Origin of the sequence: Pelomonas caseinilytica (assembly GCF_021353235.1) — a bacterium.
In the GTDB taxonomy this organism is placed as follows: domain Bacteria; phylum Pseudomonadota; class Gammaproteobacteria; order Burkholderiales; family Burkholderiaceae_C; genus Pelomonas; species Pelomonas caseinilytica.
On the sequence record NZ_JAJTWT010000001.1, the window covers coordinates 240431 to 264885 of the forward strand.

25 protein-coding genes and 1 tRNA gene are annotated in these 24455 nt (G+C 68.9%); 17 read left to right on the top strand and 9 right to left on the bottom strand.

What is annotated here, in order from left to right:
• The first annotated feature begins 106 nt into the window (after nt 1-106).
• From thrS to LXT12_RS01175, 9 genes are all read left to right on the top strand, one after another.
• Nucleotides 107-2014 carry a threonine--tRNA ligase gene (thrS, locus tag LXT12_RS01135; RefSeq protein ID WP_233388634.1) on the top strand — a complete coding sequence of 636 codons (1908 nt, stop codon included), beginning with the start codon at nt 107-109 and terminating at the stop codon, nt 2012-2014.
• 68 nt (nt 2015-2082) lie between these two features.
• On the top strand, nt 2083-2628 hold the full coding sequence (gene infC, locus LXT12_RS01140; RefSeq protein WP_327573549.1) for a translation initiation factor IF-3: 546 nt from the start codon (nt 2083-2085) through the stop codon (nt 2626-2628).
• Nucleotides 2629-2749: 121 nt separating this feature from the next.
• A complete protein-coding gene (rpmI, locus tag LXT12_RS01145) occupies nt 2750-2953 on the top strand; it encodes a 50S ribosomal protein L35 (protein WP_132570089.1) in 204 nt (67 codons plus the stop codon).
• A 26-nt stretch (nt 2954-2979) separates the two neighbouring features.
• The gene (gene rplT / locus LXT12_RS01150) at nt 2980-3336 is read left to right on the top strand and encodes a 50S ribosomal protein L20 (protein ID WP_025564000.1); all 357 of its coding nucleotides are present in this window, start codon (nt 2980-2982) and stop codon (nt 3334-3336) included.
• 177 nt (nt 3337-3513) lie between these two features.
• Nucleotides 3514-4557 (top strand): phenylalanine--tRNA ligase subunit alpha, encoded by a 1044-nt coding sequence (gene pheS, locus LXT12_RS01155; protein WP_233388638.1) that lies wholly within the window; start codon nt 3514-3516, stop codon nt 4555-4557.
• Nucleotides 4558-4567: 10 nt separating this feature from the next.
• Nucleotides 4568-6997 (top strand): phenylalanine--tRNA ligase subunit beta, encoded by a 2430-nt coding sequence (gene pheT / locus LXT12_RS01160; RefSeq protein WP_233388640.1) that lies wholly within the window; start codon nt 4568-4570, stop codon nt 6995-6997.
• Nucleotides 6998-7023: 26 nt separating this feature from the next.
• A complete protein-coding gene (locus LXT12_RS01165) occupies nt 7024-7392 on the top strand; it encodes an integration host factor subunit alpha (protein WP_233388642.1) in 369 nt (122 codons plus the stop codon).
• Between the two features lie 35 nt (nt 7393-7427).
• Nucleotides 7428-7955 (top strand): MerR family transcriptional regulator, encoded by a 528-nt coding sequence (locus LXT12_RS01170; RefSeq protein ID WP_233388645.1) that lies wholly within the window; start codon nt 7428-7430, stop codon nt 7953-7955.
• Between the two features lie 57 nt (nt 7956-8012).
• Nucleotides 8013-8089: transfer RNA gene (locus LXT12_RS01175), tRNA-Pro, on the top strand.
• Nucleotides 8090-8272: 183 nt separating this feature from the next.
• Here the strand turns inward: LXT12_RS01175 and guaA are convergent.
• Genes guaA through guaB form a run of 3 tightly spaced genes read right to left on the bottom strand, consistent with a single transcriptional unit; the run spans nt 8273 to nt 12645 of the window.
• Complete coding sequence (gene guaA, locus LXT12_RS01180) at nt 8273-9859, bottom strand: glutamine-hydrolyzing GMP synthase (protein WP_233388647.1); 1587 nt, start codon at nt 9857-9859, stop codon at nt 8273-8275.
• A 10-nt stretch (nt 9860-9869) separates the two neighbouring features.
• Nucleotides 9870-11117 (bottom strand): MFS transporter, encoded by a 1248-nt coding sequence (locus tag LXT12_RS01185; RefSeq protein WP_233388649.1) that lies wholly within the window; start codon nt 11115-11117, stop codon nt 9870-9872.
• Between the two features lie 58 nt (nt 11118-11175).
• Nucleotides 11176-12645 carry an IMP dehydrogenase gene (gene guaB / locus LXT12_RS01190; RefSeq protein ID WP_233388650.1) on the bottom strand — a complete coding sequence of 490 codons (1470 nt, stop codon included), beginning with the start codon at nt 12643-12645 and terminating at the stop codon, nt 11176-11178.
• A gap of 59 nt (nt 12646-12704) precedes the next feature.
• Between guaB and LXT12_RS01195 the strand changes: the two genes are divergently transcribed.
• Nucleotides 12705-13220: a DUF4124 domain-containing protein gene (locus LXT12_RS01195; protein WP_233388652.1), complete on the top strand. Its 516-nt coding sequence runs from the start codon at nt 12705-12707 to the stop codon at nt 13218-13220.
• A gap of 4 nt (nt 13221-13224) precedes the next feature.
• Here LXT12_RS01195 and LXT12_RS01200 read toward each other — a convergent pair whose 3' ends face one another.
• Together LXT12_RS01200 and LXT12_RS01205 are read right to left on the bottom strand one after the other, a co-directional pair.
• Nucleotides 13225-13554 carry an RnfH family protein gene (locus LXT12_RS01200; protein WP_233388654.1) on the bottom strand — a complete coding sequence of 110 codons (330 nt, stop codon included), beginning with the start codon at nt 13552-13554 and terminating at the stop codon, nt 13225-13227.
• Nucleotides 13541-13999 carry a type II toxin-antitoxin system RatA family toxin gene (locus LXT12_RS01205; protein WP_233388657.1) on the bottom strand — a complete coding sequence of 153 codons (459 nt, stop codon included), beginning with the start codon at nt 13997-13999 and terminating at the stop codon, nt 13541-13543. The genes LXT12_RS01200 and LXT12_RS01205 overlap by 14 nt, the downstream gene beginning before the upstream one ends.
• A 48-nt stretch (nt 14000-14047) precedes the next feature.
• Here LXT12_RS01205 and smpB point away from each other — a divergent pair, with 48 nt between their 5' ends.
• A complete protein-coding gene (gene smpB, locus LXT12_RS01210) occupies nt 14048-14509 on the top strand; it encodes an SsrA-binding protein SmpB (protein ID WP_233388659.1) in 462 nt (153 codons plus the stop codon).
• Between the two features lie 153 nt (nt 14510-14662).
• On the opposite strand, the gene LXT12_RS01215 is transcribed toward smpB, so the two are convergent.
• The 4 genes from LXT12_RS01215 to LXT12_RS01230 all read right to left on the bottom strand — a co-directional run bounded on the left by LXT12_RS01215 (nt 14663) and on the right by LXT12_RS01230 (nt 18559).
• On the bottom strand, nt 14663-15862 hold the full coding sequence (locus LXT12_RS01215; protein ID WP_233388661.1) for a PLP-dependent transferase: 1200 nt from the start codon (nt 15860-15862) through the stop codon (nt 14663-14665).
• On the bottom strand, nt 15862-17244 hold the full coding sequence (gene rimO, locus LXT12_RS01220; RefSeq protein WP_233388663.1) for a 30S ribosomal protein S12 methylthiotransferase RimO: 1383 nt from the start codon (nt 17242-17244) through the stop codon (nt 15862-15864). The genes LXT12_RS01215 and rimO overlap by 1 nt, the downstream gene beginning before the upstream one ends.
• 30 nt (nt 17245-17274) lie before the next feature.
• Nucleotides 17275-17805, bottom strand: a complete 531-nt coding sequence (gene phaR / locus LXT12_RS01225) for a polyhydroxyalkanoate synthesis repressor PhaR (protein WP_233388665.1) — start codon at nt 17803-17805, stop codon at nt 17275-17277.
• Nucleotides 17806-17902: 97 nt separating this feature from the next.
• Nucleotides 17903-18559 (bottom strand): TetR/AcrR family transcriptional regulator, encoded by a 657-nt coding sequence (locus LXT12_RS01230; protein WP_233388667.1) that lies wholly within the window; start codon nt 18557-18559, stop codon nt 17903-17905.
• Between the two features lie 120 nt (nt 18560-18679).
• On the opposite strand from LXT12_RS01230, the gene LXT12_RS01235 reads away from it, so the two are divergent.
• The 6 genes from LXT12_RS01235 to LXT12_RS01260 are packed head-to-tail and all read left to right on the top strand — an operon-like array spanning nt 18680 to nt 24450.
• Nucleotides 18680-20005 carry an NAD(P)/FAD-dependent oxidoreductase gene (locus LXT12_RS01235; protein WP_233388669.1) on the top strand — a complete coding sequence of 442 codons (1326 nt, stop codon included), beginning with the start codon at nt 18680-18682 and terminating at the stop codon, nt 20003-20005.
• Nucleotides 20002-20769: a DUF1365 domain-containing protein gene (locus LXT12_RS01240; protein WP_233389665.1), complete on the top strand. Its 768-nt coding sequence runs from the start codon at nt 20002-20004 to the stop codon at nt 20767-20769. Before LXT12_RS01235 ends, LXT12_RS01240 begins: the two co-directional genes overlap by 4 nt.
• Complete coding sequence (locus LXT12_RS01245; RefSeq protein ID WP_233388671.1) at nt 20766-22022, top strand: SAM-dependent methyltransferase; 1257 nt, start codon at nt 20766-20768, stop codon at nt 22020-22022. The genes LXT12_RS01240 and LXT12_RS01245 overlap by 4 nt, the downstream gene beginning before the upstream one ends.
• Nucleotides 22019-22600: a chalcone isomerase family protein gene (locus LXT12_RS01250; protein ID WP_419964754.1), complete on the top strand. Its 582-nt coding sequence runs from the start codon at nt 22019-22021 to the stop codon at nt 22598-22600. Before LXT12_RS01245 ends, LXT12_RS01250 begins: the two co-directional genes overlap by 4 nt.
• Before the next feature lie 3 nt (nt 22601-22603).
• On the top strand, nt 22604-23899 hold the full coding sequence (locus tag LXT12_RS01255) for an MFS transporter (RefSeq protein ID WP_233388673.1): 1296 nt from the start codon (nt 22604-22606) through the stop codon (nt 23897-23899).
• A complete protein-coding gene (locus tag LXT12_RS01260; RefSeq protein WP_233388675.1) occupies nt 23896-24450 on the top strand; it encodes a DUF3833 domain-containing protein in 555 nt (184 codons plus the stop codon). The genes LXT12_RS01255 and LXT12_RS01260 overlap by 4 nt, the downstream gene beginning before the upstream one ends.
• Nucleotides 24451-24455 lie beyond the last annotated feature (5 nt).

Genomic DNA, 24455 nt, shown 5'->3' on the forward strand with positions numbered 1-24455 from the left:
CCGGTACCTAGTCGGCCGCGGCTCGTCACGCCAGTCCCTTTCGGACTTCACCAATCAAGCGCGGCAAGTGGCCGCGCTTTTTTGTTTGTCGCTCTCGGAGCACCCCATGATTTCCATCCAACTTCCCGACGGCTCGCGCCGTGAATACCCGGCGCCGCTCACGGTGGGCGACGTCGCCGCCAGCATCGGAGCCGGCCTGGCCAAGGCGGCCCTGGGCGGCAAGGTCGACGGCAAGCTCGTCGATCTCGGCCACCGCATCGACCACGACGCCAGCCTCGCCATCGTCACCGACAAGGACGCCGACGGCCTGGACCTGATCCGCCACTCGACGGCCCACCTGCTGGCCTACGCCGTCAAGGAGCTCTATCCCGACGCCCAGGTCACCATCGGCCCGGTCATCGAGAACGGCTTCTATTACGACTTCTCCTACAAGCGCCCCTTCACGCCCGAGGACCTGGCCGCCATCGAGGCCAAGATGCACGAGCTCGCGAAGAAGGACGAGAAGGTCGAGCGGCGCGTGCTGCCGCGCGACGAGGCCGTCAGCTACTTCAAGGGCCTGGGCGAGGCCTACAAGGCCGAGATCATCGGCAGCATCCCGAGCAACGAGGACGTGAGCCTGTACCGCGAAGGCGCCTTCGAGGATCTCTGCCGCGGCCCCCACGTGCCGTCCACGGGCAAGCTCAAGCACTTCAAGCTGATGAAGGTGGCCGGCGCCTACTGGCGCGGCGACCACCGCAACGAGATGCTGCAACGCATCTACGGCACGGCCTGGGCGACCAAGGACGACCTGCAGAAGTACCTGACGATGCTGGAGGAGGCCGAGAAGCGCGACCACCGGCGGCTCGGCAAGGAACTCGACCTCTTCCACATCGACGAGCACGCTCCGGGCGTGGTCTTCTGGCATCCCAAGGGCTGGACGGTGTGGCAGGAGGTGGAGCAGTACATGCGCCGCGTCTACCGCGACAACGGCTACCAGGAGGTCAAGGGCCCGCAGCTGCTCGACAAGACGCTGTGGGAGGCCACGGGCCACTGGGACAAGTACCGCGAGAACATGTTCACGACGGAGTCGGAGAAGCGCGACTACGCGCTCAAGCCGATGAACTGCCCGGGCCACATCCTGATCTTCAAGCACGGCGTCAAGAGCTACCGCGACCTGCCGCTGCGCTACGGCGAGTTCGGCCAGTGCCACCGCAACGAGCCCACGGGCGGGCTGCACGGCATCATGCGCGTGCGCGGCTTCACGCAGGACGACGGGCACATCTTCTGCACGGAAGACCAGATCCTGCCGGAATGCGTGGCCTACACGGCCCTGCTGCAGAAGGTCTACCAGGACTTCGGCTTCACCGACATCATCTACAAGGTGGCGACGCGCCCGGACGCCCGCATCGGCTCGGACGAGATCTGGGACAAGGCCGAGCACGCCCTGATGGAAAGCCTGCGCGCCTCGGGCGTGGACTTCGAGATCGCCCCTGGCGACGGCGCCTTCTACGGCCCGAAGATCGAATACACGCTCAAGGACGCCCTCGGCCGCCAGTGGCAGTGCGGCACGATGCAGGTCGATTTCTCCATGCCGGGGCGGCTGGGCGCCGAGTTCGTCGACGAGGACGGCCAGCACAAGAACCCCGTGATGCTGCACCGGGCCATCGTCGGCAGCCTGGAGCGCTTCATCGGCATCCTCATCGAACAGCACGCCGGCGCCCTGCCCGTCTGGCTGGCGCCAACGCAGGTCGTCGTCGCCAATATCACGGACGCCCAGGCGGATTACGTGTCTGAAATTGTGAAATCGCTGCAAAAACAAGGGCTTAGGGCCCAGGCCGATTTGCGCAACGAGAAAATCACCTATAAAATCCGCCAGCATTCCATGCAAAAGCTGCCGTACATCCTCGTCGTGGGTGACAAGGAAAAGGCGAATGGCAGCGTTGCGGTCCGCGCCCGTGGCAACCAGGATCTCGGCGTGATGCCTCTGCAGGACTTCCTCGATCGGATCTCCGCGGACATCACCAACAAGGTCTGAAGGCCACCAGGGCGCGATTTGTTTTGTTTGGGCCCTCTTCGCCTGGGGCCCGCTGAAAGGTCCACACCATCGCTACGTTTGCCGACCGTCGTGCGATTCCGGAGCGCAAGCACCGGTTGAACCGCGAAATCATGGCTCCCGAAGTCCGCCTGAACGGCCCCGAGAACGAACCCATCGGGATCGTCAGCATCCAGGAGGCCCTGCGAATGGCGGGCGACCTGGACGTGGACCTGGTCGAGATCTCCGCCACCGCCAATCCACCGGTCTGCCGGCTGATGGACTACGGCAAGTTCAAGTACCAAGAGCAAAAGCGCGCCGCCGAAGCCAAGGCCAAGCAGAAGATCATCGAAATCAAGGAAGTGAAGTTCCGCCCCGGCACCGACGAGGGCGACTACCTGATCAAGATGCGCAATCTGCGCCGCTTCATCGCCGAAGACGGCGACAAGGGCAAGGTGACGCTGCGCTTCCGGGGCCGCGAGATCACCCACCAGGAAATCGGCATGCGCCTCCTGGAACGGATCCGCGACGAACTGGCCGACGTGGCGGTGGTCGAGAACATGCCGAAGCTCGAGGGCCGCCAGATGATCATGGTGCTGGCCCCCAAGAAGCGGTAAGCGTCTTTTGAAGTTAGACCGGCGGGTTTGGTCGCCGGCCGGTCCACAAGTCTCCTGAGGCCAACAAGCATGCCGGGCTCTTCCGGCATCGCCCCAGGGACACCTTAGAAGGAGCATCAACATGCCCAAAATGAAGACCAAGAGCAGCGCGAAAAAGCGTTTTCGCGTTCGTCCGGGTGGCACCGTCAAGCGCGGTCAGGCGTTCAAGCGCCACATCCTGACCAAGAAAACCACGAAGAACAAGCGTCAGCTTCGCGGCGCCGTGACCGTGCACGAGACCAACATGGGCCACATGGCCCAGATGTTGCCGTTCGCCGGCCTGTAATCCACCAAGACTAGAAGGAGAAACACATGCCTCGCGTCAAACGTGGTGTTACCGCTCGCGCCCGTCACAAGAAGGTCCTGGCCCTGGCCAAGGGCTTCCGCGGTCGTCGTAAGAACGTCTTCCGCATCGCCAAGCAGGCGGTGATGAAGGCGGGCCAATACGCCTACCGTGACCGCCGCACCAAGAAGCGCGTCTTCCGTCAGCTCTGGATTGCCCGTATCAATGCCGCCTCGCGCGGCCTGGGGCTGTCCTACAGCAAGTTCGTGGCGGGTCTGAAGAAGGCCCAGATCGAGATCGACCGCAAGGTCCTCGCCGATCTGGCCGTCAATGACCCGGCTGGTTTTGCCAGCATCTTCGCCAAGGTGAAGGCCGCGCTCGCCTGATTGCGACCCGCTCCGGCTCACACCGGAGCACGCAACTTTTGAGGGCCGGCCCACTGGGTCGGCCCTTTTTCATTCGCGAAATGCAACCACAGAGGCACGGAGGCACAGAGGAATTCAGAGGACGTGTTCTCTCTGTGTCTCCGTGCCTCTGTGGTTGCGTTTTTCTTGCCTGTCCGCATGACTGATCTCGAAAACCTGTTGCAAGCGGCCCGAGCCGACTTTGCCGCCGCCCCCACGCCCGCCGAACTGGAAAACGCCAAGGCCCGCTTCCTTGGCAAGTCCGGCCGCGTGACCGAACTGATGAAGGGCCTTTCCGCCCTCAGCATCGAGGAGAAGAAGACCCGCGGCGCCGAGATCAACCAGTGCAAGGTCGCCATCGAGGCGGCGCTGACCGCCCGCCGCGAGGCCCTGGCTGCCGCCGAGCTCGAGAAGCAGCTCAAGGCCGAGGCGCTGGACGTCACCCTGCCCGGCCGCCGGCGCGGCACCGGCGGCCTGCACCCCATCACGCGCGCCATGGAGCGCATCGAGGCCATCTTCGGCTCCATGGGCTTCGACGTGGCCGACGGCCCCGAGATCGAGACCGACTGGTACAGCTTCTCGGCGCTGAACAACCCCGAGAACCACCCGGCCCGCTCGATGCAGGACACCTTCTACGTCGACATGAAGGACGAGAACGGCGCCTGGCTCAACCTGCGCCCGCACACCAGCCCGATGCAGATCCGCTACGCGCAGGCCCACGCCAAGCGCTACGCGGGGCAGGACCACATGCCCGAGATCCGCGTCATCGCGCCGGGCCGCACTTACCGCGTGGACAGCGACGCCACGCACTCGCCCATGTTCCACCAGGTCGAAGGCCTGTGGGTGGGCGAGAACATCTCCTTCAAGGACCTGAAGGCGGTCTACCTCAACTTCATCACCGCCTTCTTCGAGACCGACCAGCTGCAGCTGCGCTTTCGCCCCAGCTACTTCCCCTTCACCGAGCCCAGCGCCGAAATCGACATCATGTTCGAGAGCGGCCCGCTCAAGGGCCGCTGGCTGGAGGTGTCCGGCTCGGGCCAGGTCCATCCGCAGGTCATCCGCAACATGGGCCTCGATCCCGAGCGCTACATCGGCTTCGCCTTCGGCTCGGGCATCGACCGCCTGGCCATGCTGCGCTACGGCGTCAACGACCTGCGCGCCTTCTTCGACGGCGACCTCCGCTTCCTCGCTCAGTTCAAGTAAACCGACCGTTATGCAATTCCCCGAGTCCTGGCTGCGCGAGTTCTGCAATCCGCCGCTCAACACCACGCAGCTCGCCGAACTGCTGACCATGTCCGGCATGGAGGTGGAGGAGCTGCGCCCCGTCGCGCCGCCCTTCCACGGCATCGTCGTCGCCGAGATCCTCGAAGCCCAGCAGCACCCCAACGCCGACAAGCTGCGCGTCTGCAAGGTCGATGCCGGTGGTGCAGAGCCGCTGCAGATCGTCTGCGGCGCGCCCAATGCCCGCGCCGGCATCAAGGTGCCGCTGGCCACCGTCGGCGCCGAGCTACCCCCGGGGGAGGACGGCAAGGCCTTCAAGATCGGCGTGGGCAAGCTGCGCGGCGTGGAGAGCTACGGCATGCTGTGCTCGGCCCGCGAACTCAAGCTCAGCGAAGACCATGGCGGCCTGCTGGAACTGGCATCCGATGCGCCCGTCGGCCAGGACATCCGCAAGCACCTGAACCTCGACGACACCCTCTTCACGCTCAAGCTCACGCCCAACCTCGGCCACTGCCTGAGCGTCTACGGCGTCGCCCGCGAGGTCGCCGCACTGACCGGCTCGCCGCTGCTCCAGGCCGGCTTCCCGCCCGTCAAGCCCACCATCGACGACAGGCTGCCCGTGCGCATCGAGGCCACCGACCTCTGCGGCCGTTTCTCGGGCCGCGTCGTCAAGGGCATCGACACCAAGGCCAGCACGCCGGCCTGGATGGTCCAGCGCCTGGAGCGCTGCGGCCAGCGGCCGGTCACGGCCCTCGTCGACATCTCCAACTACGTGATGTTCGAGTACGGCCGCCCCTCGCACATCTTCGACCTCGACAAGATCAGCGGCGAGCTGGTCGTTCGCTGGGGCCGCGCGGGTGAGCAGCTCAAGCTTCTCAACGGCAACACCATCACCGTGGACGAGAAGGTCGGCGTCATTGCCGATGCCCGCGAGGTCGAGTCCCTGGCCGGCATCATGGGCGGCGACCACACCGCCGTGTCCGACGACACCAAGAACGTCTACGTCGAGGCCGCCTTCTGGTGGCCCGAGGCCGTCATGGGCCGGGGCCGGCGCTACAACTTCTCGACCGACGCCGGCCACCGCTTCGAGCGCGGCGTCGACCCGGCGCAGACGGTGGAGCACATCGAGCGCATCACCCAGCTCATCGTCGACATCTGCGGCACGCCCGACACCCGCGTCGGCCCGATGGACGACCAGTCGCCCAACGTCCCCGTGCGCCAGCCCGTCGCGCTGCGCGTGGCACGCGCCGCCAAGGTCATCGGCATGCCCGTCACCCAGGCGGACTGCGAGCGCGTCTTCACGCGGCTGGGCCTGCCCTTCACGGCTGCTGACGGCGTGATCACGGTGACGCCGCCGAGCTGGCGCTTCGACCTGCAGATCGAGGAAGACCTGATCGAGGAAGTCATCCGCGTGATGGGCTACCCGACACTGCCGTCGACCGCGCCGCTGGCCCCCATCGTCGGCCGTGTGCGTTCGGAAAGCCGCCAGTCGGCCCACGCCCTGCGCCGCGCCGTGGCCGCCCGGGACTATTTCGAGACCATCAACTTCAGCTTCGTCGAGGAGCGCTGGGAGCGCGAACTGGCGGGCGAGGCCGATCCCATCAAGCTGCTCAACCCCATCGCCGCGCCTTTGTCGGTGATGCGCACCAGCCTGATCGGCAGCCTCGTCCAGGTGCTGCGCCACAACCAGGCCCGTCGCGCGACGCGGGTGCGCGTCTTCGAGCTGGGCCGGGTGTTCAAGCGCGACACGGCCGTGGCGAACGGCCCGCTGTCCGTCGCCGGCATCGAGCAGCCCTTGCGCCTGGGCGGCCTCGCCTGGGGCCCGGCCGACACGCAGCAGTGGAGCCAGAAAGACCGCGCGGTCGATTTCTTCGACGTGAAGGGCGACCTCGAAGCCCTGTTCGCGCCGCAGACGCTGGTCTTCGAAGCCGCCGAACACCCTGCCCTCCACCCCGGCCGCAGCGCGCGCGTGAAGCTCGACGGCCAGGCCATCGGCATCGTCGGCGAACTGCATCCCCGCTGGCGCCAGGCCTACGAGATCAGCGGCGGCGCGCCCGTCGTCTTCGAGCTGGACCTCGACGCCGCACTGGGCCGCAGCCTGCCGCACGGCCAGCCCCTGCCGCGCCAGCAGGCCGCTCAGCGCGACCTGGCCCTGGTGGTCAAGGACGGCGTCAGCCACGACGCGTTGATCGGCGTCATCCAGACCGCGGGCGGCGCCCTGCTGCGCTCGGCGCGACTGTTCGACGTCTTCAAGCCGGCCGCCGGAACCAGCACCGACCTGCAGCCCGACGAGCGCTCGCTGGCCGTGCGGCTGGAACTGCTCGACGACGAGGCCACGCTGACCGACGAACGCATCGAAGCCGCCGTGGCAGGCATCGTCGCCGCGGCGGCAAGCCAGCTCGGCGCGCGGCTGCGCGGCTGACCCCAGTCGGAGGAGGAACACAAACCATGGACGCGAACGACGTCAAGAAAGAGGCCCCGGCGGTCGTCATCGGCAGCCTGGAAACGCCCACCCTTACCAAGGCGGAACTGGCCGAGCTCCTGTTCGACAAACTCGGCCTGAACAAGCGCGAGTCCAAGGACATGGTCGAAGCCTTCTTCGACATCCTGCACGACAGCCTCGTGAAGGGCCAGGACGTGAAGCTCTCCGGCTTCGGCAACTTCAACATCCGCCGCAAGGCCCCCCGCCCGGGCCGCAATCCGCGCACCGGCGAGTCCATTCCCATCAAGGCCCGCAACGTCGTGACTTTTCACGCCAGCCACAAACTCAAGGGGTTGGTGCAGGGCGATGCGCCCACCGGCGAAGACTTCGAGTAGAGTCTGCCCTCCCCTCTCGAACTCCTTGATTCGCAATGGAAAAGGCGCTTCCCGCCATCCCCGCCAAACGCTACTTCACGATCGGTGAAGTGAGCGAGCTGTGCGGCGTGAAGCCCTACGTGCTGCGCTACTGGGAGCAGGAGTTCACCCAGCTCAAGCCCATGAAGCGGCGCGGCAACCGCCGCTACTACCAGCACCACGAGGTGCTGCTCATCCGCCGCATCCGTGACCTGCTCTACGACCAGGGCTTCACGATCAGCGGCGCGCGCAACCAGCTCAGCGAAGGCCTGCCGCCATCGGCAGTGCAGAACTTCCGCGACGAGGCGGAAGCCGCCCAGGCCCTGGATGCCATGGACAGCAGCTTCGAGGCCGACGACGACGCCGATGTTGCCGTCGAACTCGCCACCCTGCCCGTCTCCGCCCGGCCTGTGGCCTCGCACGCCCAACCGCTGAAGGCGGCCGAAGTCTCGCTGACCCTGCCGGTGCGTGTCGTCGAGCCCGTTACCTCGCTCGACCAGGTCCGCGCGGAGCTGCTGGCCATCCGCGCCAGTCTTCTTGGTTGAGCGGACGCTAAATTCGGTCCTGAGCGCCAAAAATTCGGTTATACTGCTTGGCTCAGTCGGGGCGTAGCGCAGCCTGGTAGCGCACTTGCATGGGGTGCAAGGGGTCGCGAGTTCGAATCCCGCCGTCCCGACCATTTTTATTGAAGTAGATCAACGGGTTAGCAGCTCAGGCCGCTAACCCGTTTTTCCTTTGGACGCAGGTGCGTCATCCGATGCGCCGAGCCGGCGACAAGGAAAATTGTCCGTGCCGAGTTCCGGCACGCACGTCGGGACGGGCGCACCGCCTGCCCGCCCCGTTCGATACCGTCAGAGTGGAATCATTCCCACTCGATGGTCGCAGGCGGCTTGCTCGACACGTCGTAGGTCACGCGGTTGATGCCGCGCACCTCGTTGATGATGCGGCTGGAGACCTTCTTGAGCAGGGCGTAGGGCAGTTCGGCCCAGTCGGCGGTCATGAAGTCGCTGGTCTGCACGGCGCGCAGGGCCACGACGTAGTCGTAGGTGCGGCCGTCGCCCATGACGCCGACGCTCTTGACCGGCAGGAAGACGGCGAAGGCCTGCGAGGTCAGCCCGTACCAGCTCTTGCCCGTCGCCGGATCGATGGTGTTGCGTAGTTCCTCGATGAAGATGGCGTCGGCGCGGCGCAGCAGGTCGGCGTACTCCTTGCGGATGTCGCCGAGGATGCGCACCCCCAGGCCCGGCCCCGGGAAGGGATGCCGGTAGACCATGTCGGGCGGCAGGCCGAGGGCGACGCCGAGCGCGCGGACCTCGTCCTTGAACAGCTCGCGCAGCGGCTCCAGCAGCTTCAGGCCCAGGGTCTCGGGCAGGCCGCCCACGTTATGGTGGCTCTTGATGGTGGTGGCCTTCTTGGTCTTGGTACCGCCGCTCTCCACCACGTCGGGATAGATGGTGCCCTGGGCCAGCCACTTCGCATTGGTGAGCTTCTTGGCCTCGGCCTGGAAGACCTCGACGAATTCGGCGCCGATGATCTTGCGCTTGCGCTCGGGGTCGGTCACGCCGGCCAGCTTGCCGAGGAACTGTTCGCTCGCGTCCACGTGCACCACGCGGGCGTGCAGGCGGCCGGCGAACATGTCCATCACCATCTGCGCCTCGTTCAGGCGCAGCAGGCCGTGGTCGACGAAGACGCAGGTGAGCTGGTCGCCGATGGCGCGGTGGATGAGGGCCGCGGCGACGCTGGAATCGACGCCGCCCGACAGGCCGAGGATGACCTCCTCGCTGCCCACCTGCTCGCGGATGCGGGCCACGGCCTCGTCGATGTAGCTGCCCATCTGCCAGTCGCCCTTGCAGCCGGCGATGTCGCGCACGAAGCGGCGCAGCAGCGCCTCGCCCTGCAGGGTGTGGGTCACTTCCGGATGGAACTGCACGGCATAGAAACGCCGCGACTCGTCAGCCATGCCGGCGATGGGGCAACTCGGCGTGGACGCCATCAGCTTGAAGCCCGGGGGCAGCGAGGTCACCTTGTCGCCATGGCTCATCCAGACCTTGAGCATGCCGTGCTTCTCGGGCGTCTCGAAGTCCTGGATGCCGTCCAGCAGTTGGGTGTGGCCATGGGCGCGCACCTCGGCGTAGCCGAACTCACGGTGCTCGCTGGCCTCGACCTGGCCGCCCAACTGCACGGTCATCGTGAACATGCCGTAGCAGATGCCCAGCACCGGCACGCCCAGTTCGTAGACGGCCTGGGGGGCGCGCAGCTCGTGGTCCTCGTAGGTGGAGGCATGGCTGCCGCTCAGGATGATGGCCTTGGGCGCGAAGCTGCGGACGAAGTCGTCCGACACGTCGTTCGGATGGATCTCGCAGTACACCGCCGCCTCGCGCACGCGGCGGGCGATGAGCTGGGTGACCTGGGAGCCGAAGTCGAGGATGAGGACCTTGTCGTGTTGCATGGGCGGTCTTTCAGGCGGGCTGGACGGGCTGCGGCGCGGGCGGCTGCCGGCGGAAGAAGCGCAGCGTGATGAGCATGGCCAGCGCTTGCAGCGCGGCGCAGGTGAAAAAGGGCAGGCCGATCAGGATGTCGCCGGGCGGACGGTGCGAGACCCAGCGCAGCAGCTCGAGCGCCACGACCGGCGCACAGACCGCCATCAGGCTGTTCAGCGACGAGACCGCGCCCGCCGTGCGCCCTTGCATCGTCGGGTCGGTGGCGTTGGAGATGATGCTCTGCATGGCCGCCGCCGCCACGCCACCGAGCAGGTTGGCACCGATGACGGCGTACATCATCCAGCCCTGGCTGGCCAGGCCGAAGCCGAGGTAGGCGAGCGCCCCCGAGGTCATGCCGGCGATGGCCAGCTTCTGAGGCGAGAAGCGCTTGAGCAGGGGCTTGAGCAGCAGGCCCTGGCTGATGACCGACACCACGCCCACCGCGAGCAGTGACAGGCCCACCTGGCCCGGCCCCCAGCCGAACTTGAACTTGGTGTAGAGCACCCAGCTCGTATGCAGCATGAACTGCGCGAGGGAGGCCAGCGCGAGCACGACGACCAGCGGCCCCACGCCTTTCAGACCGGCCAGGCCGCGCAGGGCGGCGACCGGGTTCATCTTGCGGAGCTCGATGGCATGGCGGCGCTCCAGCGGCAGCGACTCGGGCAGCACGAAGAAGCCGTAGCACCAGTTGACGATGGCCAGCGAGCCGGCCACGTAGAAGGGCAGGCGCACGTCGTGGTCGCCCAGCAGGCCGCCGATGACGGGGCCGAGCATGAATCCCAGGCCGAACATCGCGCCGAGCTGGCCGAAGCGCTTGGCGCGGTCCTGCGGCGCGCTGATGTCGGCGACGTAGGCGTTGGCGATGGCGATGTTGGCCTGCATGGCGCCGGAGAACAGGCGCACCACCACCAGCACCCACAGCGCCGGCGCCATGGCCGTCACGAAGAAGCTCAGCGCCAGGCCGGCGAAGCCGATGAGCAGCACCGGGCGGCGGCCATAACGGTCCGACAACGCGCCCAGCACCGGCGAGCCGAAGAAGTTGGCGATGCCGAAGGCCAGCGTCAGCATCAGGAAGCCGAGGGTCTGCTCGTCGTTGCTCTGGGTGAAGAGGCCGACGATGTGCGGCAGCACGGGCACGATGAGGCCGATGCTGATCATGTCGATCAGCACCGTCACCATGATGAAGCCCATGCCGGCGACGCGCTGGGGGGTGGGGGAGTCGGTCATGCCTGCCTTGAAAACAAAACGGGGCGACTCGCGTTCGCCCCGTTTGCGCTCGTGACGTTCACTCGCTGCGGTAGTTGGGCGCTTCCTTGGTGATCTGCACGTCGTGCACGTGGCTTTCGCGCATGCCCGCCGTCGTGATCTCGACGAACTCGGCCTTGTTCTGCATCTCGGCGATGCTGCCGCAGCCGCAGTAGTGCATGGACGCCTTCAGGCCGCCGGCCATCTGGAAGATGACTTGCACGACCGAGCCCTTGTAGGGCACCTGCCCCTCGATGCCCTCGGGCACCAGCTTGGAAGTGTTGGGGTTGTTGCCCGACTCGGCCTGAAAGTAGCGGTCCGCGCTGCCCTTGGCCATGGCGCCCATGGAGCCCATGCCGCGGTAGCTCTTGAAGGTGCGGCCCTGGTAGAGGATGGTCTCGCCCGGAGCTTCCTCGGTGCCTGCGAAGGCGCCGCCCATCATGACGCAGTCGGCACCGGCGGCGATGGCCTTGGCGACGTCGCCGGAGTAGCGGATGCCGCCGTCGGCGATAACCGGGACGCCCGTGCCCTTGAGCGCCGTCACGACGTTGTCGATGGCGGTGATCTGCGGCACGCCGACGCCTGCGACGATGCGGGTCGTGCAGATGGAACCGGGGCCGATGCCGACCTTGACGCCGTCGGCGCCCGCCTCGACGAGGGCCAGCGCCGCCGCGCCCGTGGCGATGTTGCCGCCGATGACGTCGACCTGCGGATAGGCACGCTTGACCCAGCGCACGCGCTCCAGCACGCCGGCGCTGTGGCCGTGGGCGGTGTCGACGATGATGGCGTCCACGCCGGCCTTGACCAGCAGCTCGACGCGCTGCTCGGTGTCCTCGCCGAAGCCCACCGCTGCGCCGACGCGCAGGCCGCCGTGGCTGTCGCGGGCGGCGTTGGGGAAGCTGGTCTGCTTGGTGATGTCCTTCACCGTCATCAGGCCGCGCAGCTCGAAGGCGTCGTTGATGACGACGACCCGCTCCAGCTTGTGCTTGTGCATGAGGGCCTTGGCTTCATCAAGTGACGCGCCCTCGCGCACGGTGATGAGCTTGTCGGCCGGCGTCATGATCTCGCGGACCTTGGCGTCCATGCGGGTCTCGAAGCGCAGGTCGCGGCCGGTGACGATGCCGACGACGCGCTTGCCCTCAACGACGGGAAAGCCCGAGAAGCCGTGCAGGCGCGTCAGCTCGACGGCGTCGCGCACGGAAGCGTCGGGGCCGATGGTGAGCGGCTCGCGCACGACGCCGCTCTCATAGCGCTTCACCCGGGCCACCTCGCGTGCCTGGGCTTCGGCGCTCAGGTTCTTGTGCACGATGCCGATGCCGCCTTCCTGGGCGATGGCGATCGCCAGACGCGCCTCGGTCACGGTGTCCATCGCGGCGGACACGAGCGGCAGGTTCAGGGGGATGTTGCGCGACAGGCGGGTCGCAAGGCTGGTGTCGCGGGGCAACACCTGGGAGAACGCTGGCACCAACAGAACGTCGTCGAAGGTGAGCGCTTTGCCGAGAAGGCGCATGAGGAAAGCTCCAGACGCAAAGCGGCATTATACGGAGGTCGCACGGATACACTGACCGCATGCCTCGCAAAGCCTCCCGCCAAGCCCTCGCTGCCCTGCTCTGCCTCGTCGTCGCCGGCGCTGCCCAGGCGCAGTGGAAATGGCGCGACGCCCGTGGCAACGTCCAGTACAGCGACATGCCGCCGCCGCCCGGCGTGCCCGAGAAGGACATCCTGCAACGCCCCGCGGCTGCCGCGCGCGCCATCGTGGTCGTGCCCGCCGGCCAAGCCGCCAGCGCCGCAGCCTCGGTGCCCAAGCCGGCCGCCAGTTCGCCGAGCAAGGCCGAACAGGACGCCACAGCCCGCCAGAAGCAGGACCAGGACCGCGAGGCCGCCAAACAGAAGGAAGAGGAGCGCCGCCTGGCCGAGCAGCGGCGCGAGAACTGCTCGCGCGCCCAGGCCAGCCTGCGCGACCTGCAAAGCGGCCTGCGCCTGACCCGCACCAACGACAAGGGCGAACGCGTCTTCATGGACGACGCCCAGCGCCAGGCCGAGATAGAGCGGACCCGCCAGATCGTCACCAGCGAGTGCCGCTAAGGCGTCAGCGCGTCTCGCCAATGCCGGCCTTGGGCCGGTGCCGCGACACGATGCGCTCGCCCCGCTTGGCATAGCGCTGGCGCCGCGCCTCCTTGGGGTCGACGGTCAGCGGCCGGTAGACCTCGATGCGGTCGCGTTCGCGCAGCGGCGTATCCAGCGGCCGTACCCGCCCCCAGATGCCCAGGCGCAACTCGCCGAGGGGCCGGACCTGCGTGGCCATGAATTCGGCGCAGCCGCGCAGGGCCGACTCCAGCGTGGCGCCCTCCTCCACCTCCAGCCAGCGCTGGCGCACGTCGCCCCGGGCGGGGCTCCACACCAGTTCAACGCGAGCCATACAGGGCCTCGGCGCGCTGCACGAAGCTGTCGACGAAGGTGTTGGCGATGCGGTCGAACACGGGGCTCACCACGGCTTCCAGCGCGCTGCTGCTGAAGGCATAGCTCAGGTCGAAGGCGATCTTGCAGGCCGTGGCTTCGGCCGTCGAGCCGGGCTTGTTCAGGGGCAGGAACTGCCACACGCCGTCGAGGTGCGAGAAGGGGCCGTCCACCAGCTCCATGCGCACGCCGCGGCCGTCCTCGTTGCGGTTGCGGGTGGTGAAGGCATGCCGCACGCCGGCATAGGCCAGGTGCAGACGCGCGGTCACCGTCTCGCCTTCGCGCTCCAGCACATCGACCTGACTGCACCAGGGCAGGAACTCGGGATAACGCTCCACCGCGGTGACCAGTTCGTACATCTCGCGCGGCGTGTGCCAGAGCAGCACGGACTTCTTGACCTGCTTCATAGAATCCACGGATTGTATTGAGGGGTTTCGGCCCCAACTGCCGCACCCATGTCCATCGCCGAGAACCGCCGCGCCCGTTACGACTACCACATCGAAGAGCAGTTCGAGGCCGGTGTCGTGCTCTCCGGCTGGGAGATCAAGGCCATCCGCGCCGGCCAGGTGCAGCTCACCGATGGCTACGTGCTCATCAAGAACGGCGAGCTCTTCCTCATCGGCTGTCGCATCAACGCCCTGCGCAGCGCCTCCACCCACGTCAACCCCGAGGCCGACCGGACCAAGAAGCTGCTGATGCACAAGGCCGAGATCAAGCGCCTGATCGGCAAGGTCGAGCAGCGCGGCTTCACCCTCGTGCCGCTGAACCTGCACTACAAGGGCGGCCGCGTGAAGGCCGACATCGCCCTGGCCAAGGGCAAGGCCCAGCATGACAAGCGCGAGACCGAGAAGAAGCGAGACTGGGAGAGAGAAAAGGGGCAGCTGATGCGGCACGCATCAACAGGCCGCAAGGCCTGACGAGACGCCCAGCGGCTCGTTGCCACTTTCGCCAAAAAGGGGCAATTGATGCGGCACGCATCGACAGGCCGCAAGGCCTGAGGGACGCGCAGCGGACCTCTGCAAGTTTCGCCAACGTGGCCAGTTGATGAGACACAAGGTCTCATCCAAGGGCTAGGCCAGGACGGCCAGCGCCTGCTCGATGTCGGCCTTGAGGTCGGCGCCGTCTTCCAGCCCGATCGCGAATCGCACCAGCGTGCCACCGTCGAAAGGCAGCGGCAGGTCGCGGCTGCGGCTCATGTCGTAGGGCACGGCCAGGCTCATCGGGCCGGCCCAGGAGTAGCCGATGCCGAAGAGCTGCAGGGCGTCGACGAAGGCATCGACCTGCGCCGGGCCGTACTCGGGCCGGAAGACCGCCGAGAACAGGCAGGCCGCGCCGGCCTGGCCCGGCACGGCGCCCACCTGCAGCCAGTGCTCGTGGCCCGGCGAGCCGGGCAGTGCCGGGTGGAAGACGCGCGCCACCTGCGGCCGGCCGGCCATCCAGCTGGCGAGCTCGCGGGTCACGCGGTCCTGGGCCGCGTAGCGAAGGGGCATGGTCGGCAGCCCCCGCAGCACCAGCTCGACGTCGTTCTGCCCCAGGCCATAGCCCAGGTGCTCGTGGGCGTAATTGAGGCGGTCGTGCAGCGCGCGATCGCGGGTGCAGACGGAGCCCATCAGCACGTCGGCGCCGCCGCTCGGATATTTGGTCAGGGCCTGCATGACGATGTCGGCGCCCAGGCCGGGGTGCGTGGTGGGCGCCGGCTCGAAGCCGTTGAAGGCCAGGCCCGCGCCCCAGGTGTTGTCCAGGGCTGTCGTGACCCCCGCGGCGCGGCAGGCAGCCAGCGTGCCGAGCAGGTCGGGGAACTCCAGCGTGATGGAGCCCGCAGCCTCCAGCCAGACGAGGCGGGTGTTCTCGCGCAGCTCCGGCACGGTGAGCGGGTCGTAGAACCGGTGCGTCACGCCCCACTGCGGCAGCCACGACTCGGTGAGATAGCGGTTCTGTCCGTAGACGTTGTCCGGCACCAGCACCTCGTCGCCGGGGCGCAGCATGGCCAGCGACGGCAGCGTCACGGCGGCCAGGCCGCTGGGTACGAGCAGGCAGTGCTCGGCGTGCTCCAGCGTCGCCAGGCGCGCGGCCAGGGTGTAGCTGGTGGGCGTGCCGTGCAGGCCGTAGCGGTAGGTCAGGCCGTCGCGCGGGCGCGGCCGGTGCAGGTCGGCCGTGTCCTTGAAGAGCACGGTCGAGGCCTTGGCGACCGGCACGGGGACGGCATCCCAGCCCTCCGGCGGGCGGTAGGGGTGGTGGATGAGCGTCGTGGCGGGTCCGCGCTTGGCCATCAGACGAGGCTCCCGACCAGGTCGTGCCCGTCGGCGGCCACGATGCGCACGCGGGCGAAGTCGCCGACCTTCATCGTCCGGCTGGCCTTCTCGGGCGGCAGGATCTTGACGGTGCCGTCGATCTCGGGCGCGTCGGCATAGCTGCGGCCCACGCCGCCCTTGCGGCCGAGGGCTGGCGCGGCGTCGACCAGCACCTGCATCGTCTGGCCCACACGGCTTTGCAGCTTGGCGGCCGACACCTGCTCGGCCACGGCCATGAAGCGCGCGCGGCGCTCCTCGCGCACCTCGTCGGGCAGGGCACCGGGAATGTCGTTGGCGCTGGCGCCCTCGACGGGCGAGTAGGCGAAGCAGCCGGCGCGATCGATCCTGGCCTCGGCCATGAAGTCCAGCAGGTACTGGAATTCCGCCTCGGTCTCGCCGGGGAAGCCGGCGATGAAGGTCGAGCGGATGACCAGTTCGGGGCAGGCTTCGCGCCAACGCAGGATGCGCTCCATGTTCTTCTCGCCGTTGGCCGGGCGCTTCATGCGCTTGAGCACGTCGGGATGGGCATGCTGGAAGGGCACGTCCAGATAGGGCAGCACCAGGCCTTCTCCCATCAACGGCAGCACCTCGTCGACGTGGGGATAGGGGTAGACGTAGTGCAGGCGAACCCAGGCACCGTAGGGCCTGGCAAGTTCGCCCAGTTGGGCCACCAGGTCCAGCATGCGGGTCTTGACGGGCTTGCCGTCCCAGAAACCGGTGCGGTACTTCACGTCCACCCCGTAGGCCGAGGTGTCCTGGCTGATGACGAGCAGTTCCTTCACACCGCTCTCGAACAGGGCCCGCGCCTCGTTGAGCACGTCGCCGATGGGGCGCGAGACCAGGTCGCCGCGCATGCTCGGGATGATGCAGAAGGAGCAGCGATGGTTGCAGCCCTCGCTGATCTTGAGGTAGGCGTAGTGCCTGGGCGTGAGCTTGACCCCGAAGCTGGGAACGAGGTCGACGAAGGGGTCGTGGGGCTTGGGCACGTGGGTGTGCACCGCATCCATGACCTCCTGCGTGGCGTGCGGGCCCGTCACGGCGAGAACGCTGGGGTGGATCTCGCGCACCAGGCTGCCGGCGTCGCTGCTGGCCTGGCCGGCCTTGGCACCGAGGCAGCCCGTCACGATGACCTTGCCGTTCTCGGCCAGGGCCTCGCCGATGGTGTCCAGGCTCTCCTTGACGGCGTCGTCGATGAAGCCGCAGGTGTTCACGATCACCAGGTCGGCCCCGGCGAAGGTCTTGGAGGTCTCGTAGCCCTCGGCGCGGAGCTGGGTGAGGATGAGCTCCGAATCGGTCAGCGCCTTGGGGCAGCCCAGGCTGACGAAGCCGATCTTGGGGGCGGCGGAAGTCGTTTCATTCATCGCCGCATTTTCGGCGATGTGGCCCGGCGCCTACTTCTTGGGGCCGAACGGGAAGATCACGCCGGCATTTTTCAACTGTTCCTGCCACTGGTTCATCAGCGCCTTGGACTGCTCGGCATAACCGCCCATCAGGCCGGTCCAGGCGTCGGGGCTGAAGGGCATGCCCGGCGTCTGCTCGGTGAAGCGCTGCTGCATGTCGGTGAAGGCCTGCATCTGGCGCTCGAGCAGGCCGCCCATCACGCCCTGCATGGCATGGCCGTAGAAGCGGATGATCTGGGCCAGCGACGCGGTCGAGAACATCGGCACGCCGCCGGTCTCCTCCTCCAGGATGATCTGCAGCAGGATGGAACGCGTCAGGTCCTCCTGGGTCTTGGCGTCGTGCACCTCGAAGTCGACGCCGTCCAGCACCATGCGCTTGACGTCGGCCAGCGTGATGTAGCTGCTGGTCTGCGTGTCGTAGAGCCGGCGGTTGGGGTACTTCTTGAGGATGCGTAGCCCGGGCTTGGCGTCGCTGGCCGCGGTGCCTTCGGGGGAAGCCGGCTTTTTGCGGGCAGTCGCCATGCGTGTGTCTCCTGTGCAGTGCAGCAAATTCTAGGCAGTCCCGGACCGCCGGCCCCGCGCGGGTTTACCTGGGGCTGCAACACGGCACGCCGGCGGTTCAGGACGTGGCCGGCTGGGGCTGGCGAGTGGCGAGGCCGTCGAAGGTGGTGGAGGTGACCCAGGCGACGATCTGCTCGTCGGTGTACTGGCCCGAGGCCTTGAGCATGGCCACGACCGGATCGCAGGCGCGGGCGAAGAGGGTGTAGAGCACGAGCTCCGGCGGCAGCGCCGCGTTCAGTTGCCCGCCTGTCTGGGCTTCGGTGATCCAGATGCTCAACCGGTTGCTGAGGGCGATGAGCCGGTCCATGTAGGCATCGTTGGACTGCAACGAGGCGCTCAGGCTGGAGTTGTGCGCGGGCAGCGAGGGCATCTCGCCGCCCAACTGGGTCTCCATGGCCCAGCGCGCCACGGCCTTGAGCTGCTCCAGGGCCGGCACCGGCTGGCCGCCCTCGGCCGCCTGCTCGGCCCGGCCACGCAGTTCGTCGACCCAGGCCAGCGCCCGGTCCAGCGCGCCCACCATGGCCGCCGCCGCCAGTTCCTCCTTGGAGGTGAAGAGCTTGTAGAGGCTGGCCTTGGCGAGGCCGGCCTCGGCCGCGACCTCGTCCACCGTCATCGCGTCGTAGCCCTTGGCAGCGAGCAGGCGGTTCACGGCGCCGACGATGGCGTCCTGGCGGACGCGCTGCATCTGGTCACGGATGGATGGTCGGGCTCCCATGGGCGGATTCTAGACCGCCGAGGCCGTTGCAAAAACGCCATGGTGCAAATTTTGAACTAATGAGTTATCGTTTGAACTCATCAGTTCAATGTTTGTCCTGAACAGTTCATGGAGGTCGTCATGCGTCGCATCGCCGTCGTCGGTTCAGGGATCGCCGGGCTCGCCGCCGCCTGGCGACTGGCCAATTCGCCAGGGGACTGGCGCGTCACGCTGCTGGAAGCGGGCAACCATTTCGGCGGGCATGCCCATACCGTGGACCTGGGCCTGGAGGGCCTCACCCACGGCGTCGACACCGGCTTCCTGGTCTTCAACCGGCGGACCTACCCCGGGCTGGTGAGCCTGTTCGCCGAACTGGGCGTCGAGTCCGCCCCCTCGGACATGTCCTTCTCGGTGCAAGTGCCCCAGCCGGACGGCCGCGGCGGCCTGGAGTGGAGCGGCACTTCGCTCAACACCGTCTTCGCCCAGCGCAGCAACCTGCTGCGGCCGGGGTTCTGGCGCATGCTGGGCGAGATCCTGCGCTTCAACCGCCTGGCCATGGCCCTGGCGGCAGACGGGCCGGCCGAAGCGCTGCAGGGCTCCATTCGAGACTTCCTGGACGAGCACCGCTTCAGCGAGGGCTTCCGGCGCCACTACCTGCTGCCCATGATCGGCTGCATCTGGTCCTGCCCCACCGATCAGATGCTGCGTTTTCCGCTCGCCACGCTGGTGCGCTTCTGCCACAACCACGGCCTCATCCAGGTCACCGACCGCCCGCAGTGGTACACGGTGCGGGGTGGTTCTCGCGAGTACGTGCGCCGCATGGTCGAGCGGCTGGCCGATGCCCGGCTGAACACGCCGGTGCTGGGCCTGCAGCGTTCGGGGCAACAGGTCCGGCTGCTGACGCGCGAGGGCGCCGAATCATTCGATGCCGTCGTGCTCGCCTGCCACAGCGACCAGGCGCTGGCCCTCCTGGGCGAGGGCGCCAGCCCCCAGGAGCGCGAGGTGCTGGGCGCCATCCGCTACCAGCCCAACCTGGCGGTACTGCACAGCGACACCACGCTGCTGCCACGCCGCCGCGCCGCCTGGGCGGCCTGGAACTATGAACGCGCCGACGACGAGGCCCAGGAGCAGGCCCGGGTCTGCCTGCACTACCTGCTCAACCGCCTGCAGCCCCTGCCCTGGCGCCAGCCGGTCATCGTGTCGCTCAACCCCGCGCGCCAGGTGGACGAAACCCTGGTGCACCGGCGCATCGAGTACAGCCACCCGGTCTTCGACCTGGCCGCCGTCAAGGCCCAGCAGCGCCTGGGCGAGCTGCAGGGCCGCAACCGCACCTGGTTCTGCGGCGCGTGGTGCGGCCACGGCTTCCACGAGGACGGCCTGCAGGCGGGCCTGGCCGCCGCCGATGGCCTGCGCGAGGCCCTGGCCGCCGTGGCGCCACAGCGCGAGGCGAGCGCAGCATGGGCTTGACCGCGGCAGCGCTGATCGGCTTCGGCCACGTGTGGCACCGGCGGATGCGGCCGGCGGCGCACGAGTTCCGCTACCCGAGCTACTTCCTGATGCTGCCGCTGCGCAGCCTGCGCCGCCAGCCCTGCGCGGCCCTGCACCGCAACCGGCGCGGCTGGCTGAGCTTCCATGACCGCGACCACGGCGAGGGCGGCGACGACGCCCTCGCCTGGTTCGAGCAACTGCTGCGCCGCGAGGGCATCGTCGATGCCGACGGCGAAGTCTGGCTGCAGACCTTCCCGCGCGTGCTGGGCTATGCGTTCAAGCCGGTGAGCTTCTGGTACGCCCACCGCGCCGACGGGTCGCTGGCCGCCGTGCTGGCCGAAGTCAACAACACCTTCGGCGAGCGCCATGCCTACCTCCTGGCTGGGCCGGACCTGGACTGGGGCGTGGAGCAGGCCGCGCGCAAGGTCTTCCACGTCTCACCCTTCTGCGGCGTGCAGGGCGAGTACCGCTTCCGCTTCGAGCAGCAAGCCCTCGCCGGCAGCCCCACCCGGCTGAGCGCACGGGTCGATCTGCACGACCACGACGGCCCACTGCTGCAGACCCACGTCGGCGGACGCCTGCAGCCGCTGACCGCCGCCAGCGCCCGCCGCGCCTTCTGGGGCCTGCCCCTCATGACCCTGGGCGTCGTGGCCCGCATCCACTGGCAGGCGCTGCGGCTGTGGGCCAAGCGCGTGCCCGTCTTCAACAAACCCCGAGCGCCCGAGCGCTTCGTCAGCCGATGAGCATGAGCATCCTCCCCGCCCTCACCCCCGCGGCCCGTCGTCCCTCGCCTCCCGCGGCGGCCCGTCGCCTGCTGCGGCTGCTGGAGCGGCTGCCCGTGGGCCAGCTGGAGCTGCGCCTGCCCGACGGCGCCTTGCTGCAACTCCCCACCGCCGCCCCGGCCGAACCGCGCGCCACGCTGCACCTGCGCAGCTGGGCGGTGTTCGAGCGAACGCTGCAGTCCGGTGACATCGGCTTCGCCGAGGCCTTCATCGACGGCGAGTGGGACAGCCCCGACCTCGCCGCCCTGCTGCGGCTGTGCCTGGCCAACCGCGACCACATCGAGAGCCTGGTCTACGGCCGCTGGTGGGGCCGCCTGGCCTACCGGCTGCGCCACCTGCTGCGGCGCAACTCGCGCGTCGGCAGCGCCCGCAACATCCACGCCCACTACGACCTCGGCAACGACTTCTACCGCCTCTGGCTGGACCCGGGCATGAGCTACAGCGCCGCGTGGTTCGAGGGCCGCGACCCTCACGACGTCGACCTGGCCTGCGCCCAGCTCGCCAAGACGCGCCGGGCCCTGCGCGAGGCGGGCGTGGCTCCGGGCAAGCGGGTCCTGGAGATCGGCTGCGGCTGGGGCTACCTCGCCGAGGTCGCGGCGCGCGACTTCGACGCGAAGGTGACGGGCATCACCCTGTCCGCCGAGCAACTGCGCTGGGGGCGCCAGCGCATCGAGGACGCCGGCCTCGACGGCCAGGTAGAGCTCCAGCACCTCGACTACCGCGACCTGCCCGCCCGCCATGCGGCAGAGCCCTTCGACGCCGTCGTCTCCATCGAGATGTTCGAAGCCGTCGGGCGCGAATACTGGGCCGGCTACTTCCGCGCCCTCGCCGCCTGCCTCAAGCCGGACGGCCGGGCGTGCATCCAGACCATCACCATCCGCGACGACCTCTTTGCCCGCTACGTGAAGTCCACCGACTTCATCCAGCAATACATCTTCCCCGGCGGCCTGCTGCCCAGCCCGTCGGCCTTCGAGGCCGAGGCGCGCCGCGCGGGCTTCGTCGTCGAGAACCGCCTGGCCTTCGGCCGCGACTACGCCGAGACGCTGCGGCGCTGGCGCACGGCCTTCGAGGCCCGTCTGAACGAAGCCCAGCGCCAGGGCTTCGACCGCCGCTTCCAGCGCATCTGGGGCTTCTATCTGGCCTACTGCGAAGCCGCCTTCGACGCCGGCAACACCGACGTCATCCAGTTCACCCTTCGCAGGCCCGGCCCATGACCGCCCGGCCCGCGGCCCGACGCCTCGTGCTGGCCCGCCTGGCGCTGGCCGCCTTCCTCACGCCCCATGCCATGACCCCAGCCCTCGCCGCCCCCGCCGTCCCGCCCACCCCCGCCGAACTGGCCACGGCCCTGCCACGGGCCCAGCTGCGGGGCACCGGCGTGCTGCGCTTCTTCGGCCTGCGCGTCTACGAGGCGCGGCTGTGGACCTCGCCCGGCTTCCAGCCCGACGACTACGCCCGCCAGCCCTTCGCGCTGGAGCTGGTCTACGACCGCCGGCTCGAAGGCGCGGCCATCGCCGAGCGCTCGGTGGCCGAGATGCGGCGCATCGGCAGCTTCGACGAGGCGCGCGCCAAGCGCTGGTTGGCGCTGATGAAGCAGGCCTTCCCCGACGTCGCCGCCACCGACCGCCTCACCGGGTTGAGCGATGGCCAGGGCGAGGTGCGCTTCTTCCACAACGGCCGGGAGACGGCCCAGACCGTCGATGCCGACTACGCACGGCTCTTCTTCGGCATCTGGCTGGCGCCCCAGACCTCGGCGCCGGCCCTGCGCCAGGCCCTGCTTGGCACGGGCGGCTGACCCGTGGCCGCAGCCGCCCTGCACGCCCCACCACAGGCCCTCGGCTGGCGCGGCGGCCTGGCCTACGGCAGCCTGGCCGCACCGCTGGCCTTCGTCTCGCTGCCGCTCTACGTCAACCTCCCCTACCACTACGCCACGGTGCTCGGCCTGCCGCTGCCGGCCCTGGGCGCCGTGATGCTCGGCGTGCGCGCCCTCGACGCCTTCATCGACCCCGCCCTCGGGCGCCTGGCCGACCGGCTGCTGCGGCGCGGCACGGGGCCGGCCTGGCGGGCCATGGCCGTCGGTTCGGCCCTGCTCGCCCTCGCGTTCGCCGCCCTGTGGCAGCCGCCCTGGCGCGAAGCTGCCCGGGCCACGGCCTGGCTGGCCGCGACCCTGCTGGCCTGCACGCTGGCCTACAGCACCGTGGGCATCCTCCATCAGAGCTGGGGCACGCGCTGGGGCGGCGGCCCGGCGCTGCGGGCACGCGTGGCCGGCTGGCGCGAAGGCGGCACGCTGGCCGGCGTGCTGCTGGCCGCCGTGCTGCCGGCCTGGCTGGGTTGGCCGGCCACCAGCCTCGCCCTGGCCGTGCTGCTGGCCCTGGGCCTGGCCGGCCTGTACCGCCTGCAAGCACCGGTCCTCACGCCCGTGCCCGCCGCCGCGGCCGAGCCCACCGGCGGCCCTTCGGCCTGGCGCCAGCCGGCCTTCCGGCGCCTGCTCGCCGTGTTCATGCTCAACGGCATCGCCAACGCCGTGCCCGCCACCCTGCTGCCCTTCTTCATCGCCGACCGCCTGGAGGCCCCCGCCTGGCAGGCGCCGCTGCTGCTGGCCTATTTCGGCGCCGCGGTCATCGGCCTGCCGGCCTGGGTGCGGGCGGCCGGCCGCTGGGGCGTGGCCCCCACCTGGCGGGCCGGCATGCTGGCCAGCGTGCTGGCCTTCGCCGCCACGCCCTGGCTGGCCGCGGGCGACGGCGCCGCCTTCGCCCTCGTCTGCCTGTGCAGCGGCCTGGCGCTGGGCGCCGACCTCGCCCTGCCCGGCGCCCTGCTGACCGGCGTCATCCACCGCGGCGGCGCCGGGGGCCGCGACGAGGGCGCCTACCTCGGCTGGTGGACCTGCGCGACCAAGCTCAACCTCGCGCTGGCCGCGGGCCTCGCCCTGCCCCTGCTGGCCGCGGCCGGCTACCGCAGCGGCACCTCCGACGCCGCCGGCCTGCAGGCCCTGGCCTGGGCCTATGGCGGCCTGCCCTGCCTGCTCAAGCTGGCCGCGGCCGCCGCGCTGTGGCGGGCCGAACGACGCCACCCCGACTGGAAGGACCGCGAATGACACCACGCCCCCTGCGCACACGCCGCGCCCTGCTGGGCACGGCCGCCGCCCTCGCCCTTGCCGGCTGCGCCGGCCCCAGCGTGCAGGACTACGCCCGCGAGCAGCCACCGTTCGATCTGCGCCGCTTCTTCGACGGCGAGCTCACGGCCAAGGGCCTGTTCACCGACCGTGCGGGCCGCGTCGTCAAGCGCTTCGTCGTGAGGATGAACGGCCACTGGAAGGGCGACGAAGGCGTGCTGGACGAGCATTTCACCTACAGCGACGGCAGCACACAGAGGCGGGTCTGGCGGCTCGAGGCCCTGGGCGACGGGCGCTACCGCGGCACGGCCGACGATGTCGTCGGCGAGGCCCTCGGCGAGAGCGCCGGCAACGCCTTCCGCTGGGCCTACACCCTCGCGCTGCCGGTGGACGGTCGCGTCTGGCACGTGACCCTGGACGACTGGATGTTCCTCGTGGACGAGGGCACCGTCCTCAACCGCTCGGCCATGAGCAAGCTGGGCCTGCACCTCGGCGACGTGACCCTGGTCATCACCCGCGGCGGGCAGGGTTGATCGCC

What these genes read in the sequence shown, in the direction of transcription:
- thrS (WP_233388634.1), top strand. Translation starts at nt 107, where the DNA reads ATGATTTCCATCCAACTTCCCGACGGCTCGCGCCGTGAATACCCGGCG.
- rpmI (WP_132570089.1), top strand. Translation starts at nt 2,750, where the DNA reads ATGCCCAAAATGAAGACCAAGAGCAGCGCGAAAAAGCGTTTTCGCGTT.
- rplT (WP_025564000.1), top strand. Translation starts at nt 2,980, where the DNA reads ATGCCTCGCGTCAAACGTGGTGTTACCGCTCGCGCCCGTCACAAGAAG.
- pheS (WP_233388638.1), top strand. Translation starts at nt 3,514, where the DNA reads ATGACTGATCTCGAAAACCTGTTGCAAGCGGCCCGAGCCGACTTTGCC.
- pheT (WP_233388640.1), top strand. Translation starts at nt 4,568, where the DNA reads ATGCAATTCCCCGAGTCCTGGCTGCGCGAGTTCTGCAATCCGCCGCTC.
- LXT12_RS01165 (WP_233388642.1), top strand. Translation starts at nt 7,024, where the DNA reads ATGGACGCGAACGACGTCAAGAAAGAGGCCCCGGCGGTCGTCATCGGC.
- LXT12_RS01170 (WP_233388645.1), top strand. Translation starts at nt 7,428, where the DNA reads ATGGAAAAGGCGCTTCCCGCCATCCCCGCCAAACGCTACTTCACGATC.
- guaA (WP_233388647.1), bottom strand. Translation starts at nt 9,859, where the DNA reads ATGCAACACGACAAGGTCCTCATCCTCGACTTCGGCTCCCAGGTCACC.
- LXT12_RS01185 (WP_233388649.1), bottom strand. Translation starts at nt 11,117, where the DNA reads ATGACCGACTCCCCCACCCCCCAGCGCGTCGCCGGCATGGGCTTCATC.
- guaB (WP_233388650.1), bottom strand. Translation starts at nt 12,645, where the DNA reads ATGCGCCTTCTCGGCAAAGCGCTCACCTTCGACGACGTTCTGTTGGTG.
- LXT12_RS01195 (WP_233388652.1), top strand. Translation starts at nt 12,705, where the DNA reads ATGCCTCGCAAAGCCTCCCGCCAAGCCCTCGCTGCCCTGCTCTGCCTC.
- LXT12_RS01200 (WP_233388654.1), bottom strand. Translation starts at nt 13,554, where the DNA reads ATGGCTCGCGTTGAACTGGTGTGGAGCCCCGCCCGGGGCGACGTGCGC.
- LXT12_RS01205 (WP_233388657.1), bottom strand. Translation starts at nt 13,999, where the DNA reads ATGAAGCAGGTCAAGAAGTCCGTGCTGCTCTGGCACACGCCGCGCGAG.
- smpB (WP_233388659.1), top strand. Translation starts at nt 14,048, where the DNA reads ATGTCCATCGCCGAGAACCGCCGCGCCCGTTACGACTACCACATCGAA.
- LXT12_RS01215 (WP_233388661.1), bottom strand. Translation starts at nt 15,862, where the DNA reads ATGGCCAAGCGCGGACCCGCCACGACGCTCATCCACCACCCCTACCGC.
- rimO (WP_233388663.1), bottom strand. Translation starts at nt 17,244, where the DNA reads ATGAATGAAACGACTTCCGCCGCCCCCAAGATCGGCTTCGTCAGCCTG.
- phaR (WP_233388665.1), bottom strand. Translation starts at nt 17,805, where the DNA reads ATGGCGACTGCCCGCAAAAAGCCGGCTTCCCCCGAAGGCACCGCGGCC.
- LXT12_RS01230 (WP_233388667.1), bottom strand. Translation starts at nt 18,559, where the DNA reads ATGGGAGCCCGACCATCCATCCGTGACCAGATGCAGCGCGTCCGCCAG.
- LXT12_RS01235 (WP_233388669.1), top strand. Translation starts at nt 18,680, where the DNA reads ATGCGTCGCATCGCCGTCGTCGGTTCAGGGATCGCCGGGCTCGCCGCC.
- LXT12_RS01245 (WP_233388671.1), top strand. Translation starts at nt 20,766, where the DNA reads ATGAGCATGAGCATCCTCCCCGCCCTCACCCCCGCGGCCCGTCGTCCC.
- LXT12_RS01250 (WP_419964754.1), top strand. Translation starts at nt 22,019, where the DNA reads ATGACCGCCCGGCCCGCGGCCCGACGCCTCGTGCTGGCCCGCCTGGCG.
- LXT12_RS01260 (WP_233388675.1), top strand. Translation starts at nt 23,896, where the DNA reads ATGACACCACGCCCCCTGCGCACACGCCGCGCCCTGCTGGGCACGGCC.